Raw genomic sequence first — 15,644 nt, forward strand, 5'->3', positions numbered from 1 at the left:
GCTGGTCCAGGTGACGGTGCCGTCGTCGGTGAGGGTGGGGCGCCAGCGGCCGTGGTGTTTCATCCGGTGGTGTCGCCGGCACAGGGCGACGAGGTTGGCGGGTGTGGTGGTGCCGGTGGGCCAGGGTCGGGTGTGGTCGAGGTCGGTGTGGTCGGCGGCTCGGGTGCAGCCCCACATCCGGCAGGTGCCGTCGCGGGTGGTGACGAAGTCGCGCATCGACCTCGGTGGCCGGTAGGCGCCGGTGGTGTGGGAGACCTGGGTGCCGGTGTCGGCGTCGAGGACGGCGCGGGCGACGTCCAACGGGAGGGTCCGCAGGAGCCCGGCGACGGTGGTGGCGTCGACCCAGCCGAGCCCGGGCAGCTGGGTGCCGGAGACCGCGACCCCGGGGCCGACCGGGGCGAGGACGGCCGCGATGTCGCCGTCGGGGTGGGGGCCGAGCTCGACCCAGGACATCTCCTCGCGGGAGGCCGGATCGAGGTCGGCGAAGCGGGTCAGCTCACCGGTGACCGCGTCCATCACCGTGTCGTCGTCGTCGCGGTCGATGCGCTCACGGACGGTCGCGACCGGGTCCGGGTCGGGGGCGCCGGTGACCACGGGCACCCCGAGGGTGACCTGGGCGGTGACCTGCACGGTGCGCAGCAGCAGGTCCCCGAACGCGTCCGCGCGGGACTCCGGCACCGACAGCCCCGGATCGAGCCCCCGGTACTCGGCGGCGAGGGTGTCGACCGCCGACCACGCCGCAGCGCTGGTGGCCGTCGGCAGCGCCGCGTACCACTCGCTCAGCCCGTCGACCCCCGGGCGGACCTGCACGCTGCGCCCGCGCCGGGCCCGCTCCGCGTGCGCGGCGACCTGACCGGCCGCGACCCGGGCCGCCACCGAGCGCGTCACGGACGTCACCCGGGCCGGGTCCATCGCCGCCAGCCGCGGCCCGAGCTCGGCATCGACCCGCCCACACGCCTCGACGTCCAGCCCGGCGCACGCGTCGACGACCTTGTGCGCACTCGAGACCGGCAGGTCACCGGCGAGCACCAGCTCCCGCACCCGCGGGAACCGCTCACCCAGCGCCGCACCGAGCGCGGCCTTGCGCCCCGCCAGCCCCTCGGTGACCCCGGTCGCCAACGACACCTCCGCCGCCGCCATCGCATCGACGAACCCCACCGGGTGCACCCGCTCCCACGGCCCCGACTCCCGCATCGTCGTCTCGACCCGAGCCCCCCACGCCGCCGCCACCGCCTGCGCCCCCTCGGCCGCGTTGACCAGCCCCTGCAGCTCACCGGCGACCTCGAAGCACTCCTGCGCCGACAGCCTGCGACCCCCGTCGGCCAGTGCCCGGCCCACCGCCGCGCACTCCACCCGCAGTGCCGCGATCCGGCTGCTCAGCTGCCCCCTGTCCATGCCTCATCCTACTCGAACACCCGTACGACGACAAGCATTTGTCCACAGGGATTCGGCTCCGGTGGAGGGCATCTCGTGCCGAGCGTGGGGTGGGCGGTTGCTCGCGGTCGCCCATGTCGGGATGGAGTGGGACAGTGCTGTTCCACCAGCGTGGCGCCGCGGAAGCAGGCGCTCGGATCGAGGGGAAGTCGTCATGGCACGCACCGTCACCGCCCATCTGTTCCACGCCGTCAACGGCGTCGCCGAGTCGCCCGACCAGTGGCAGTTCGGTGCGTTCGGACCCGAGGAGGGTGAGCGGATGGGCCGGACGATCGCGCCGGTCACCGACGTCGTCATCGGCCGCAAGCTCTGGCGCGAGTGGTCGGAGTACTGGCCGTCAGCGGCTGCCGACGACCCCTTCGCCGGGTGGATCAACCCGGTGCGCAAGCACGTCGTCACCTCGACCCTCGACGGCGACCTCGGCTGGAACAGCGCGCGCATCGACGGGGACCCCGTGGCCTTCGCGCGGGACCTCAAGGCCGGCGAGGGTGGCGACATCGCGGTGGTCGGAGGCGTCGAGACCGTCCGCACGATGTTCCTCGGGGGCGTCGTCGACCGGCTCACCCTGACGGTGCACCCGGTGGTGGGTGCCGGGCGGCGGCTCTTCGACGACTCGGTGCCGGTGACGCGTCTGGAGCTGCTCGAGGCCGTGCCCACCTCGGCCGGCAACGTGCTGCTCACCTACGCGCTGCGGGCGGGCTGACGCCCGGGGCGACGGGTCAGTCGTCGGAGGCGGTGATGCGCTCCTCGGCCTGGTCGAGCCACTGGCCGCAGTGTGCCGCCAGCGCCTCGCCGCGCTGCCAGAGCCGCATGCTCTCTTCGAGGCCGACCTGCCCGCCCTCGAGACGGGCGACGATGTCGACGAGCTCGTCGCGGGCCTGCTCGTAGCCGAGGTCGGCCACGTCGGCGTCGGCGCCGGTGGCCTCGGGGGTCGCGGGGGGTGCGGCGTCCTTGGGCATGTCGCGAGCCTACGCGCCGGTGCCGACTACGCGCCGGACCCGACGACCCGGGCCCCGAAGTCGCCGCGGGCAACCCGGATGTGCAGCATCTGGTCGGGGGTGAGGTCGGCGGGGTCGGTGACGACGGTCTCGGCGGCCGTGCTGACGACGGCGTAGCCCCGGTCGAGGGTGGACTGCGGCGAGAGCGCCCGGGCCTGTGCGCGCAGATGGGCCACCTGGTCGCGCTGGCGGTGGACGAGCGCCTCGACGCGGTGGTGCGCCCGGCCCCGCAGGGCGGTGACGACGTCACGCTGGACCCGGACGAACGCCCCCTTGTCGGCCAGCACCGGGCGGCTCGTGAGCTCGGTGAGCCGGCGCCGCTCGTGATGGAGCCGGCCCGCGAGAGCGCGACGCGCGCGGGCGCCGGCCGCCTCGAGCCCCCGGCGCTCGGCGTCGGCGTCGGGCACGACGGCCTTCGCCGCATCGGTGGGGGTGGAGGCGCGGTGGTCGGCGACGAGGTCGAGCAGCGGGGTGTCGACGTCATGGCCGATCGCGCTGACGACCGGCGTGGTGGCCGCCGCCACCGCGCGGAGCAGGGACTCGTTCGAGAACGGGAGGAGGTCCTCGACGCCACCGCCGCCGCGGGCGATGACGATGACGTCGACCTCGGGGTGCGCGTCGAGCTCGGCGAGGGCGGCGGTGACCTCGGCGACGGCGTTCGCCCCCTGCACGGCGACCGGCCGGATCTCGAACACGGCGCTCGGCCAGCGGCGGCGCGCGTTCTCGACGACGTCCTTCTCGGCCGCGCTCGCGCGCCCGCAGACGAGGCCGATCCGGCGGGGGAGGAACGGCAGGGGACGCTTGCGGTCCCGGTCGAACAGCCCCTCCTGGGCGAGGTGCCGCTTGAGGTACTCGAGCCGGGCGAGGAGCTCGCCGACCCCGACGGGCCGGATCTGGCGGGCGTCGAGCACGAGCGAGCCCCGCTGGGTCCAGAACGAGGGCTTCGCCTGGAGCACGACCCGCGCGCCCTCGGCGAGGGGCCCCGGCATCGCGTCGAGGGCGTTGACGTGGACGCTGCACGACAGGCTCATGTCGACGTCCGGGTCGCGCAGCGTGATGAACGCCGTGCGGGCACCCGGGCGCCGGTTGAGCTGGACCACCTGACCCTCGACCCAGAGCACCGACATCTTCTCGACGTACTCGCCGATCTTCATCGAGAGCAGGCGCACCGGCCAGGGATGCTCGGCGCTGGTGTCGGCGGCCTTCTCGGGCAGCGGGGGCCTCGCCGGAGTGGTCATGGGGGAACTCTAGGCAGCGGCACCGTCAGCAGTGGCGGCGATTCGGGGGAGCGGCGCGCCCCACCTACAGTGGAGGTATGGCTGACTCCTCCAAGCGCGTGCTCCTCGCGGCCCCCCGCGGCTACTGCGCGGGGGTCGACCGGGCCGTCGTCACCGTCGAGAAGGCCCTCGACCTGTACGGGCCGCCGGTGTACGTCCGCAAGCAGATCGTGCACAACAAGCACGTCGTGACCACGCTCGAGAAGCGTGGGGCGATCTTCGTCGACGAGACCGACGAGGTGCCCGAGGGCGCCACCGTCGTCTTCAGCGCCCACGGGGTGGCCCCGGTGGTCCACGAGGAGGCCAAGGCGCTGTCGCTGCGAACCATCGACGCCACCTGCCCGCTCGTCACGAAGGTGCACCGCGAGGCCGTCCGGTTCGCCGACAGCGACTACGACATCCTCCTCATCGGCCACGAGGGCCACGAGGAGGTCGTCGGCACCGCCGGTGAGGCGCCCGAGCACATCCAGCTCGTCGACGGCCCCGACGACGTCGCCAACGTCACCGTCCGCGACCCCGACAAGGTCGTGTGGCTGTCCCAGACGACCCTCTCGGTCGACGAGACGATGGAGACCGTCCGCCGGCTGCGCGAGCGGTTCCCCAGCCTGCAGGACCCGCCGAGCGACGACATCTGCTACGCCACGCAGAACCGCCAGCTCGCGGTCAAGCAGATGGCCGCCGACTGCGACCTCATGATCGTCGTGGGCTCGCGCAACTCCTCGAACTCCGTCCGGCTCGTCGAGGTCGCGCTCGAGCACGGCACCCGCGCCGGGTACCTCGTCGACTACGCCGAGGAGATCGACGAGTCGTGGCTCGAGGGGGTGCGCACGGTGGGGGTGACCTCAGGCGCGTCGGTGCCCGAGCTGCTCGTGCGCGGTGTGCTCGACTACCTGGCCGGGCACGGGTTCGAGGACGTGCAGGCCGTGACGGCGGCCGAGGAGTCCCTGATCTTCTCCCTCCCGAACGAGATCCGCCGCGAGCTGAAGGCAGCGGGCATGTCGGACAAGATGCGCCACGACGCCAGCTTCGCCGACGCCGGGTCGCTGCACTGAGCCGTTGGACCGAGGAGGGCCGACCGTGGACGAACGTGTCGCCCTCGCCACCACGCCGCAGTCGCTAGCCCTGGCCGGCCGGCTGTTGCACGAGTTCAACACCGCCTACGACGACTCCTCGCCCGGTCCGGGTGCTCTCGCGGCCCGGCTGGCGGGCCTCGTCGCTGCCGGCGCGACCGACGTCCTGGTCGCTGAGGAGGCGGGCGTGTGCGTCCTGCAGTACCGGCCCTCGCTCTGGAGCGACGCCGACGAGGCGTACCTCGCCGAGCTGTGGGTGGACCCCGCCGCCCGCCGCCGCGGTCTGGGGCGTGCCCTGCTGCGAGCCGGCCTCGAACGGGCCCGGGACAGAGGCTGCGACTATCTGGGGCTCGCGACGACGGAGGAGGACGTCGAGGCCCGACGGCTCTACGAGAGCGAGGGGCTGCACGCCACGGAGGGCATCGACGGACCCACGGCCTACCACTACGAGATCGATCTCTGACACGGATCGGGCTCCAGCAGCCCGAGTTTGCGGCGTCCGTCGGCGTGTACGGATGTGACCGACGGGGTATCGGTCTGCCCTACACCTCGATACGGTCGAGGGACGACGCCATCGAACGAAGGATGTTGCGATGAACGACTCGAACGCTCTGGCCGACCTCGACTGGGGACAGATCCTGCTCAAAGTTGGAGCAGCGATCGTCATCCTGCTCATCACCTGGCTGCTTGCCAAAGCCGTCGTCTGGGCGTTCTCCAGACTCGCGTCCCGTGTCCCAGCGCTGGGCGGGAAGGGGGCGGAGGGGCAGTCGCTCGGGACCACCCTGGGCCGTATCGCCTCGCTCCTCATCTGGCTGTTCGGCCTCATCGCCGTACTCCAGGTCTTCGAGCTCGGCTCGGTGCTCTCGCCGATCCAGGCCCTGCTGACCGGAGTGATGAACTTCCTGCCCAACCTCATCGGGGCCATCGTCGTCTTCGTCATCGGCGCGCTGTTGGCCAAGATCGTGCGCCAGCTCGTCGAAACCGCCCTTGAGGCCGTGCCGTTCCAGAAGTGGTTCGGCCGGGCCGGCGGTGAGGAGCTGACCGGCAACACGAACATCGCCAGGACCCTGGCGCTCATCCTCTACGCGCTCATCATGATCGTCGTCGCGATCGCGGCGCTGCAGATCCTCGGGATCTCCTCGATCTCCGACCCGGCGCAGCGGATGCTCCAGACGATCTTCGACGCCATCCCGAACATCATCGCGGCGGGCATCATGCTGGCGCTCGGTGTCGTCATCGCGCGGTTCGCCGCCGGCATCCTCGGGGACATCCTCGACGGCGTCGGCACCGACCGGGCGCTGCGCGAGCTGGACGTGCTGCCGGAGGGCCGGAGCGCGGTTCCGGTCATCACCCGGGTCGTGCAGGTCGCCATCGTCCTGTTCTTCGCGGTCATGGCCGCCCAGCTGCTGAACTTCCCGGTCATCACCCGCTTCCTCCAGCAGGTGCTCGAGCTCGGCGGGAAGGTGCTCTTCGGAGCCGCGGTCATCGCCGCGGGGTTCTTCCTCGCCAACCTCCTGGGCCGGATCCTCAGCGGGACGGCCGCGCTCGTGATCAAGTGGGCGACGATCGTCCTCTTCGTCGCGATGGGCCTGTCGTTCATGGGTATCGCGACCGAGATCATCGTGCTGGCCTTCGGCTCGCTCGTCATCGGCACCGCGGCCGCCGCGGCCCTGGCCTTCGGGCTGGGTGGCCGGGACGTGGCCGGGCGCTACCTGGAGCGGGCAGCCAGCCGCGCGCCGGAGCCGCCCACGAGCAGCAGCACGTCGACGAGCAGCGGCTCCTCGACGGGCAGCACCACTGGCACCGCCAGCAGCACGCCGCCGGACACCCCCCTCGTCTGACGCGCGCCACAGCGGGCGCCCGGGTCACCCGACCCGGGCGCCCGCCGCGGTGCCCGGCCCGTCGTCGCCCTCGTCGAGGACGAGCTGCGGGCGGTCGTCGGGGGCGGTGACGGCGTCGATGAGCTCCTGGGCCGTCAGCGGGCGTGGGCCCGATCGGACCGGCTCGAGGACGTCGAGGTCGTCGGTGACGACCTCGAGGTCGCGCATCCGCCGGGCGGTGACGAGCACCCGCGACTCGAGGGCGCCGACCATCGCGTTGTAGGCCTCGACGCTGCTCTGCAGGCTGCGGCCGACCTTGGCGGTGTGCGCGCCCAGGGTGCCGAGCCGGGCATGCAGCTCGCGGCCGAGGTCGAGCAGCTCGCGGGCACTCTGTGACAGCGCGTCCTGCTGCCAGGTGAAGGCGACGGTGCGGAGCAGGGCGAGGAGCGAGCCCGGCCCGACGAGGACGACCCGCTGCGTCAGGGCCTTCTCGTGCAGCGCCGGCTGGGCCGCCATCGCCGCGGCGAGCATCGCGTCGCTCGGGACGAAGCAGACGACCAGCTCGGGGCCGTCGCGGAACGCGGACCAGTACTCCTTGGCCGACAGCGCCCCGACGTGGGCGGCCAGCGCGGCGGCGTGCCGGCCGAGCAGGGCGGTGCGCTCGTCGTCGGGGAGGTCCTCGGCCTGGGCGTCGAGGAAGTGCGTCATCGGTGCCTTGGCGTCGACGACGAGGGACTTGCGCCCCGGCAGCCGGACGACGACGTCGGGGCGGACGGTGCGCTCGTGCGCGCTCACCGCCGTGACCTGCTCGTCGAAGTCGCAGCGCGCGAGCATCCCGGACGCCTCGAGGACGCGGCGCAGCTGGACCTCGCCCCAGGCGCCCCGCACCGACGAGGACCGCAGCGACCCGGCGAGCGAGGCGGTGGCCTTGCCGAGCCCCTGGGTCTCGGCCTCGACCCGCCCGAGCAGGGCGCGCAGCGAGCCGAACTGCTGGACCCGGTCGCGCTCGAGGACCCCGACGTGCTGCTCGACCCGCACGAGGGCATCCTTGAGCGGCGCAAGGAGCGCGGCGGTCTCCATGTCCTCGGCGAGCGAGGCCTCGAGGTCGAGCACGCGCTCGCGCAGCAGGTCTCGCTCGGTCTCGACCGACGCGGCCCGCGCCGCATGCACGAGCCGCGCCACCGACCACGCGGCCCCCGCCCCGACGACGAGACCCACCAGCGCCCACACCCATCCGTCCATGCCTGCAGACTGTGCCACCGGGCACCGACAGGGCCCGGCAATCCGCTTCCGCCGCGGGTCCGAACCACTCCCGACGCCGCGACCTGCCGTGGCGCCCATCGAAAGGACGCCACCGTGCCCGTGCTCCAGGACTTCTCCGCCACCACCCTGTCGGGAGCCCCGCAGACCCTCGACGAGTACGCCGGCCAGGTCGTGCTCGTCGTCAACACCGCCTCGCAGTGCGGGTACACGCCCCAGTACGACGGGCTCGAGGCGCTGTGGCAGGAGTACCGCGACCAGGGTCTCGTCGTCTTGGGCTTCCCGTGCAACCAGTTCGGCGGGCAGGAGCCCGGCGACGCCGAGGACATCGGCGAGTTCTGCCGGGTCAACCACGGCGTCACGTTCCCGCTGTTCGACAAGGTCGAGGTCAACGGGCCCGACGCACACCCGATCTTCGAGTGGCTGGCCACCGAGGCCCGCGGGGCCTTCGGCAGCCGGAAGATCAAGTGGAACTTCACGAAGTTCCTCGTCGGCCGAGACGGCCGGGTCATCACCCGCTTCGGTTCGAGCACGAAGCCGGAGAAGCTGACCGGCGCCATCGAGAAGGCCCTCGCGGCCTGAGCGGCCTACGCTCGGGCCATGCCCGGGAACCTCGTCGACCGCGCTGCCGCGGCTCTCGGCCGGCGGCACCCGCGCTTCCTCGCGGTCGAGGTGTCGGACGGTGTCGCGGGCACGGCTGTGCGGGGGTTCGACCCAGGCGCCGACGTCGAGATCGGCTCGGTGTCCAAGGGCCTGACCGGACTCCTGTTCGCCGACGCCCGGAGCCGAGGCGTCGTCAGCGACGAGACCCCATTGGGCGGGCTCCTCGACGTCGGTGACGCGATCGGGGCGGTGCCGCTCGGCTCGCTCGCCACCCACTGCTCCGGGCTCCCGCGGCTCGCCCGCGGGGTGGGCCTACGGGGCCAGTGGGGCCTGATGGTCCATGGCCGCAACCCGTACGGGGAGGACCTCGCCGGGCTGCTCGACAGCGCCCGCCGCACCCCCCTACGGCGACCGAGGCCGCGGTACTCCAACCTCGGCTTCATGCTGCTCGGGCACGCGCTCGCCGCCGCCGAGGGCGTCTCCTACCGTGACCTGCTCCGTGCTCGGGTCCTCGAGCCGCTCGGGATGGACGGCGCCACCATCCCTTCGGGACCGGTCGAGCTCGGGCCGCACGCCGCCACGGGGACCTCCCGGCGCGGGCGACCGGTCGAGGCCTGGACCGGGGAAGCGCTCGGCCCGGCGGGCGGGGTCCGCTGCACGGCGCGGGACCTCGAGCGGCTCGTCACCGCACTCCTCGACGGCTCCGCCCCAGGCATCGAGGCGCTCGACCCGGTCGCGACGATGCGCGGGGAGCGCCTGCAGGTCGGTGCGGGGTGGATGGTCCTGCGGCTGCGCGAGCGCACCGTGACCTGGCACAACGGGGGGACCGGCGGCTTCCGGAGCATGGTTTGCGTCGACCGGAGCGCCGGGACCGGCGTGGCCCTGGTCAGCGCGACGGCGCGGTCGGTGGACCGTGCGGCGTTCGGACTCCTCGAGGCGCTGGGGCACGCCAGCGGCAGGTAGCCTCGCTCGCATGGCGCGTCGTGAGGAGTCCGAGCAGGACCGCCGCACCCGGATCGCGATCCTCAACGCGCGACTCCCGAAGAAGCGCAACATCGCCCAGGGGCTGTTGCGCAACCCCGCCGGCGAGGTGCTGCTGTGCGAACTGTCGTACAAGCAGGAGTGGGACCTGCCGGGCGGGGTCGTCGACCCGGGGGAGCCGCCCGCCGTCTGCGTCGTCCGCGAGATCGAGGAGGAGCTCGGCCTCGAGGTCGTCAGCCGGGGGCTCGTCGTCGTCAACTGGCTGCCGCCGTGGCGCGGCTGGGACGACGCCCACCTGTTCCTCTTCGACCTCGGGGTGTTCGAGGGCGACCTCGACCCCTCGAAGTTCCTCCGCCGCGAGATCGCCGGCGCCCACTGGGTGCGGCCGCAGGACGCCGCCGAGCACGTGGCCCCGTACACGGCCCGGATGCTCGAGGCGGTCGCGGCCGTCCCGTCGGGCACCACCCTCTACCTCGAGAACAGCGAGACCCCCGCGTGAAGAACGACCAGCACCGGTTGGCGCTCGTCCTTCTCGGGGCGCTCGTCCTCGTGAGCCTCGGCATCCTCGGCTACATCGTCGTCGCGGCGCTCACGGCCTGACCGACCGGCCCGGCCGCGGTCGCTGATTTCGTCCGCCCCCGACCCGTGCGGCACGATGGGTGGTCGCGCCGTGCTCGGAGCCGGCGTCTCGCACGTGGTCTCAGAGAGGACGCGCAGTGGCGCTCACCATCGGAATCGTCGGGCTTCCCAACGTCGGGAAGTCCACGATGTTCAACGCCCTGACGAAGAACAACGTCCTCGCGGCGAACTACCCCTTCGCGACCATCGACCCCAACGTCGGTGTCGTCCCGCTGCCCGACGCGCGCCTGGGGCGCCTGGCCGAGATCTTCTCGTCCGAGAAGATCCTGCCCGCCACCGTGTCCTTCGTCGACATCGCCGGCATCGTCCGCGGCGCCTCCGAGGGGGAGGGCCTGGGCAACAAGTTCCTCGCGAACATCCGCGAGGCCGACGCCATCTGCCAGGTCGTGCGGGCCTTCGAGGACGGTGACGTCGTCCACGTCGACGGTGCCGTCTCGCCCGAGTCCGACATGGAGACCATCCACACCGAGCTCGTCCTCGCCGACCTCCAGACCCTCGAGAAGGCCGTCACCCGGCTCGAGAAGGAGGCGCGGATCAAGAAGGAGTCCAAGCCGCTCCTGGACAACGCGCTCGCGGCCCAGAAGGTGCTCGAGGAGGGCCGGACCCTGTACGCCGCTGGTGCCGCGGCCGGGGTGGACCTCGCGATGGCATCCGCGCTCGGCCTGCTCACGACCAAGCCCTTCATCTACGTCTTCAACCTCGACGAGGACCAGCTGGCCGACGCCGACCTGCACGCCCGCCTCGCGGCCCTCGTCGCGCCGGCCGACGCGGTCTTCCTCAACGCCAAGCTCGAGATGGACCTCATCGAGATGGAGCCCGACGAGGCGCTCGAGATGCTCCAGGGCTTCGGCGCCGAGGAGTCCGGGCTCAACCAGCTCGCCCGCACCGGGTTCCACACCCTCGGCCTGCAGACCTACCTCACCGCCGGCCCGAAGGAGTCCCGCGCCTGGACGATCCGCCAGGGCTGGACCGCGCCGCAGGCGGCCGGGGTCATCCACACCGACTTCCAGCGAGGCTTCATCAAGGCCGAGATCGTCGGCTTCGAGGACCTCGACGAGCTCGGCTCGATGGCGGCCGCGAAGTCCGCCGGCAAGGTCCGCATCGAGGGCAAGGACTACGTCATGCAGGACGGCGACGTCGTGGAGTTCCGCTTCAACGTCTGACTCGCCGCGTTCCCGACCCCGTCGTGGCCAGCTGACCCCCGACGACGTCGCCCGGCGGCGGAGCCAGGACGGCCCCGTGGTCCTGGTGATCTGCGGTACTCCTGGCGCCACCGCACCAGGAGTACCGCAGATCGCCAGAAGTAGAGGCGGGATGCGGTGCGGACCCTTCGTGACCGCGTCGATCCCCGGGTAGTCCTCCTGGGCTATTCCGCGCGCGTGGAGCCGCCCCTAGCGTCAGGGGCCGAGGGCTCAGCGAGGAGGGGCGGATGGCGTCAACGGCGTCGACGCGCGTGCCCGCTGCCCGGATCCTCCTCGTCGCGTGCTTCGGCGCGTTCCTGGCCTTCCTCGACGCCACGATCGTCAACGTCGCGTTCCCCTCGATCCGCGAAGACTTCCCGACGGTGACGATCGGGGGCCTGTCCTGGGTCCTCAACGCGTACAACATCGTCTTCGCGGCCTTCCTCATCGTCTTCGGGCGGCTCACCGACCTGCTCGGCCGCCGCCGCTCGTTCATCGGCGGGGTCGTCGTCTTCACCCTGGCCTCCGTCCTGTGTGGCCTGGCCCCGTCCGTCCCGCTCCTCGTCGCGGCGCGGGTCCTCCAGGCCCTCGGCGCCGCCGCCCTCGTCCCCGCCTCACTGGCCCTGGTCATCGCGGCGTTCCCCGGGCCCCGGCGCGCGCACGCCATCGGGCTCTGGGGCGCCTCCGCCGCGGTCGCGGCCGGGCTGGGGCCACCGATCGGCGGCGCGCTCACCGAGCTGGGCGGCTGGCGATGGGCCTTCCTGGTCAACCTGCCGTTCGGCGTGGCCGCGGTCCTCATCGCCCGTCGCCAGCTCGTCGAGAGCCGCGCCCCCGGGCGGCGGCTGATCCCGGACCTGGCCGGCGCCGCAACGCTGGCTGCGTCGCTGGCGCTGCTGAACCTCGCGATCGTCAAGGGCCCGGACTGGGGCTGGGCCAGCACCTCGACGCTCGGGTCGGCGTTCGCGGCCTCCGCGCTCTTCGCCGGCTTCGTCGTCAGCTCGCGCCGCCACCGGTCCCCGCTCATCGACCCGCTGCTCCTGCGGGTCCGCTCCTTCAACGTCGGCACGGCGGCCACGGTCGTCGCGGGGTTCGGCTTCTACGCCTACCTGCTGACGAACATCCTGTGGCTCCAGTACGTCTGGGGCTACGACGTGCTGCGGGCCGGGCTGGCCCTGGTCCCCGGAGCCCTCGTCGCGGCCGTCGTGGCGTCGCGGCTCGGGCCGCTCGCCGACCGCTACGGCTACCGCTTCTTCGTCGTCCCCGGTGCCCTGTGCTGGGCCGCCGCCTACCTCTGGTACCACCAGCGGGTGGGCCTGCAGCCCGCGTTCTGGGCCGAGTGGATGCCCGGCCAGGTCCTCAGCGGGATCGGTGTCGGCGCCACGCTGCCGCTGCTCGGGAGCGCCTCGCTCGCCGCCGTTCCGGGCGGGCGCTACGCGACGGCCTCGGCCGTCAGCTCCAGCGCCCGCCAGCTGGGCGGAGTGCTGGGCATCGCCGTCCTCGTCGTCATCCTCGGCGACCCCACGCCGGCGACGGCGGTCAACGCCTTCCGCGACGGCTGGGTGCTGTCGATCATCGCGTTCCTCGTCGTCGCGGTCGTGGCCCTGCCGCTCGGGCGGCTGGCCTCGACGGTCGACGAGGCGGCCGAGGACGACCACCGCCCGCCCGTCGTCCACCGCCCCGACCCGCAGGAGGACCGGACGGCCGCCGCGCCGCCGAACGGCAACACCACCGACCTCTCGAGCGTCCCGCTGGTCGCGGGGCTCCCGCGCGCTGCGCGCCGGCGCCTCGAGGACGCAGCGCGGGTTCTCGAGGTGCCGGCCGGCGTGGACGTCGTCCGGGAGGGCGACCCTGCCGGCTCCGCCTTCGTCGTGCGCCGCGGCCGACTGGAGGTGCTGCTCGGCACCCGCCGGATCCGCGAGATCGGCCCGGGTGAGGTGCTCGGTGAGCTCGCGCTCCTCACCGATGAGCCGCGCTCGGCCACCGTACGGGCCCTGCGCGACTCCATACTCCTGGAGCTGCCTCGCCCGGCATTCGAGTCCGTCCTCGACAACGACGCCGACGCCACCCGGTTCGTGCTGCGCCAGGTCGCGGAGCGGCTCCGGACGTCCGGGGGCCGCTCGGACGCCCCCGGCCCGGAGCGGACCACGGTCGTGTCCGTCGTCGCTGCCCACGCCGGAGCTCCTGCGGCCGAGGTTGCCGACGCGCTCACCCTGCGGATGGCGACCCATCTCGACGTCGTGGCGCCCGGGCGGGTCGACGCCGACGGCCTGATCCGGGCCGAGGCGCACCACGCCCGGGTCGTCCTCGTGGCCGCCGGTGGCCCGGGGCCCGACGACGTCGCTTGGCGGGACGGGTGCGTCCGCCAGGCCGACACCGTCGTCCTCGTCGCGCGCTCGGACCACGCACCACCCACCACCACGCCGACCGTCGTCCCGTCCCGGCGACCCGAGGTCGTCCTCGTCGGCCCGGACCCGGGGCCTGTCGCCCTAGCCGCCTGGTCCCGCTCGGTCGACGCGTGGCAGGTGACCGTCGTGGAGGGCAGTGTTCCCGTGGGGGTCCGCGCGCTGGCGGACCGGCTGGCGGGCCGCTCACTCGGGCTGGTGCTCGCGGGCGGCGGGGCGCGGGCGTTCGCCCACGTCGGCTTCCTGCGTGAGCTCGAGGACGCGGGGTTGCACGTCGACCGGGTCTGCGGGGCGAGCATCGGGGCCGTCATCGCCGCCGGACACGCGACCGGGCTCGACGGCGACGCGCTCGAGGCGGCCTGCTACGCCGAGTTCGTCCGGCGCAGCCCCTTCAGCGACTGGCAGGCGCCGGTGCACGCCCTCGCCAGGGGCCGCCGGGTCCAGGAGGCCCTGGTGCGCGCCCTGGGCGCCGACACCGTCATCGAGGGACTACCGCGCCAGCTGCGCGTCGTGAGCGTCGACCTCGCGGCGCGCACCCGCGAGGTACACGAGCGTGGGTCCGTCGTCGACGCGGTCCTGGCCTCGGCCCGGCTGCCGGTGCTCTTCGCGCCCATCCCCACCGACGACGGCCGCCTGCTCGTCGACGGCGGCGTCCTGGACAACCTCCCCACCGACCTCCTCGTCCAGCGCGACGAGGGGCCCGTCGTGGCCGTGAGCATCGGCACCGGCGGCAGTGGCCGGCCGCGCGCCGGACGCCAGCGGGTCCCGGCCCTCGGGGAGACGCTGATGCGGACGATGATGATCGGCAGCGGTGGCGCGGTCGAGGCCGCCCGGAGGCGTGGAGCGTGGGTCGTGAGCCCGGCGTCGATGGGGGTCGGCCTCCTGGAGTTCCATCAGCTGGACCCCATGGTCGCGGCAGGCCGCGCGGCCGCTCGGGCGCTGCTCGAGCAGACCGGCGGCGCCCTGGGGGAGCCCGTCCTCGCGCCGGACCCGGCCCTCGAGGTCCGGGAGATCCGGGACCTCCCGGAGACCGCTGGGATCTAGGTGGCGGGCGCCCTCGGGTCCGGCAGGACGTCGCGCCACGAGTGCTCGGGCGCGTAGGCGAGGAGGTCGCGGGCCTTGTCGATGGAGTAGAACGTCTCGTCCCGCCCCATCGGTTGGCGCACCTCCACCCCGTCGTAGAACCGGTCCCGGATCTCGTCGGTCGTCGCCGCGACGGACAGGTCGGCGTTGGCCACGTTGAAGACCTCGTAGCCCAGCCCGTCGACCTCGAGGCAACGCTGCACCAGCCGGGACAGGTCCCGGGTGTCGATGTACGCGAAGATGTTGCGGCGGCGCAGCGACGGGTCGGCGAGGAACGCCGGGAACAGCTCGGCGTACTCGTGGGGCTCGATGACGTTGTTGATCCGCAGCCCGTAGATGTCGGCCCCGGTGCGCGCCTGGAACGAGCGGGCGGTCACCTCGTTCGCCACCTTGGACATCGCGTAGGAGTCCTCGGGCACGGTCGGGTGCTCCTCGTCCACCGGCAGGTACTGCGGCCGGCGCTCGCCCTGGGCGAAGCAGATCCCGTAGGTCGTCTCGGAGGACGCGAACACGACCTTGCGGACACCGAGCCGGGTCGCGGCCTCCAGCACGTTGTAGGTGCTGAGCACGTTCGCGGCGTACGTCCGGGCGTCGGACGTCAGCAGGATCGCCGGCACCGCCGCGAAGTGCACGACGGCGTCGTAGGAGGGCTTCTCGGGCAGGTCCAGCTCGCCGAAGGACGCCAGCCCGGCCAGCGCCGAGTACGTCTCGCCGACGTCGGTGAGGTCGACCCGCAGGTCCGTGACGGCCGGGTGCCGCAGCGGCACGAGATCGGCGTTGGTGACGTGGTGCCCCAGATCGGCGAGGTGGGTCGCGACGTGTCGGCCGGCCTTGCCGCTGCCGCCCGTGAAGAAGATGCGCATGCCGTGATCAAACCACCCGTGCCCGCCGCAGGG

14 protein-coding genes are annotated in these 15,644 nt (G+C 73.2%); 9 read left to right on the top strand and 5 right to left on the bottom strand.

The features are described from left to right. Positions 1 to 1,395, bottom strand: a 1,395-nt coding sequence (locus Q0963_RS00005; RefSeq protein ID WP_299440577.1) for an HNH endonuclease signature motif containing protein, incomplete at its 3' end; no start/stop codon positions are given. Between the two features lie 193 nt (positions 1,396 to 1,588). Here Q0963_RS00005 and Q0963_RS00010 point away from each other — a divergent pair. Further along, positions 1,589 to 2,137 carry a dihydrofolate reductase family protein gene (locus tag Q0963_RS00010; protein WP_299440580.1) on the top strand — a complete coding sequence of 183 codons (549 nt, stop codon included), beginning with the start codon at positions 1,589 to 1,591 and terminating at the stop codon, positions 2,135 to 2,137. 16 nt (positions 2,138 to 2,153) lie between these two features. Here Q0963_RS00010 and Q0963_RS00015 read toward each other — a convergent pair whose 3' ends face one another. Both Q0963_RS00015 and xseA read right to left on the bottom strand, forming a co-directional pair. After that, positions 2,154 to 2,393, bottom strand: a complete 240-nt coding sequence (locus Q0963_RS00015) for an exodeoxyribonuclease VII small subunit (RefSeq protein WP_299440583.1) — start codon at positions 2,391 to 2,393, stop codon at positions 2,154 to 2,156. A gap of 26 nt (positions 2,394 to 2,419) precedes the next feature. Further along, the gene (gene xseA / locus Q0963_RS00020) at positions 2,420 to 3,670 is read right to left on the bottom strand and encodes an exodeoxyribonuclease VII large subunit (protein WP_299440586.1); all 1,251 of its coding nucleotides are present in this window, start codon (positions 3,668 to 3,670) and stop codon (positions 2,420 to 2,422) included. A 77-nt stretch (positions 3,671 to 3,747) separates the two neighbouring features. Here xseA and Q0963_RS00025 point away from each other — a divergent pair, with 77 nt between their 5' ends. The 3 genes from Q0963_RS00025 (at position 3,748) to Q0963_RS00035 (ending at position 6,620) form a co-directional block, all read left to right on the top strand. Next, the gene (locus Q0963_RS00025; protein WP_299440589.1) at positions 3,748 to 4,761 is read left to right on the top strand and encodes a 4-hydroxy-3-methylbut-2-enyl diphosphate reductase; all 1,014 of its coding nucleotides are present in this window, start codon (positions 3,748 to 3,750) and stop codon (positions 4,759 to 4,761) included. 25 nt (positions 4,762 to 4,786) lie between these two features. Continuing rightward, entirely contained in the window at positions 4,787 to 5,242 is a 456-nt protein-coding gene (locus Q0963_RS00030; protein WP_299440592.1) for a GNAT family N-acetyltransferase, read from the top strand. A gap of 130 nt (positions 5,243 to 5,372) precedes the next feature. Next, on the top strand, positions 5,373 to 6,620 hold the full coding sequence (locus Q0963_RS00035) for a mechanosensitive ion channel (protein ID WP_299440595.1): 1,248 nt from the start codon (positions 5,373 to 5,375) through the stop codon (positions 6,618 to 6,620). Positions 6,621 to 6,644: 24 nt separating this feature from the next. On the opposite strand, the gene Q0963_RS00040 is transcribed toward Q0963_RS00035, so the two are convergent. Then, a complete protein-coding gene (locus Q0963_RS00040) occupies positions 6,645 to 7,841 on the bottom strand; it encodes a DNA recombination protein RmuC (protein ID WP_299440598.1) in 1,197 nt (398 codons plus the stop codon). A gap of 114 nt (positions 7,842 to 7,955) precedes the next feature. Here Q0963_RS00040 and Q0963_RS00045 point away from each other — a divergent pair, with 114 nt between their 5' ends. The 5 genes from Q0963_RS00045 (at position 7,956) to Q0963_RS00065 (ending at position 14,709) form a co-directional block, all read left to right on the top strand. Further along, entirely contained in the window at positions 7,956 to 8,441 is a 486-nt protein-coding gene (locus Q0963_RS00045) for a glutathione peroxidase (RefSeq protein WP_299440601.1), read from the top strand. 18 nt (positions 8,442 to 8,459) lie between these two features. Then, entirely contained in the window at positions 8,460 to 9,425 is a 966-nt protein-coding gene (locus Q0963_RS00050) for a serine hydrolase (RefSeq protein ID WP_299440604.1), read from the top strand. A 10-nt stretch (positions 9,426 to 9,435) separates the two neighbouring features. Next, positions 9,436 to 9,942 (top strand): NUDIX hydrolase, encoded by a 507-nt coding sequence (locus Q0963_RS00055; RefSeq protein ID WP_299440607.1) that lies wholly within the window; start codon positions 9,436 to 9,438, stop codon positions 9,940 to 9,942. Positions 9,943 to 10,159: 217 nt separating this feature from the next. Beyond that, the gene (gene ychF / locus Q0963_RS00060) at positions 10,160 to 11,245 is read left to right on the top strand and encodes a redox-regulated ATPase YchF (RefSeq protein ID WP_299440610.1); all 1,086 of its coding nucleotides are present in this window, start codon (positions 10,160 to 10,162) and stop codon (positions 11,243 to 11,245) included. A 266-nt stretch (positions 11,246 to 11,511) separates the two neighbouring features. Beyond that, entirely contained in the window at positions 11,512 to 14,709 is a 3,198-nt protein-coding gene (locus tag Q0963_RS00065; protein ID WP_299440614.1) for a DHA2 family efflux MFS transporter permease subunit, read from the top strand. Here Q0963_RS00065 and Q0963_RS00070 read toward each other — a convergent pair. Continuing rightward, positions 14,706 to 15,611, bottom strand: coding sequence for an NAD(P)-dependent oxidoreductase (locus tag Q0963_RS00070; RefSeq protein WP_299440617.1), 906 nt, complete (start codon positions 15,609 to 15,611; stop codon positions 14,706 to 14,708). The two genes, Q0963_RS00065 and Q0963_RS00070, sit on opposite strands and share 4 nt — an antisense overlap. Positions 15,612 to 15,644: the final 33 nt, after the last annotated feature.

Source organism: uncultured Phycicoccus sp. (assembly GCF_947495705.1).
Lineage (GTDB): Bacteria > Actinomycetota > Actinomycetes > Actinomycetales > Dermatophilaceae > Phycicoccus.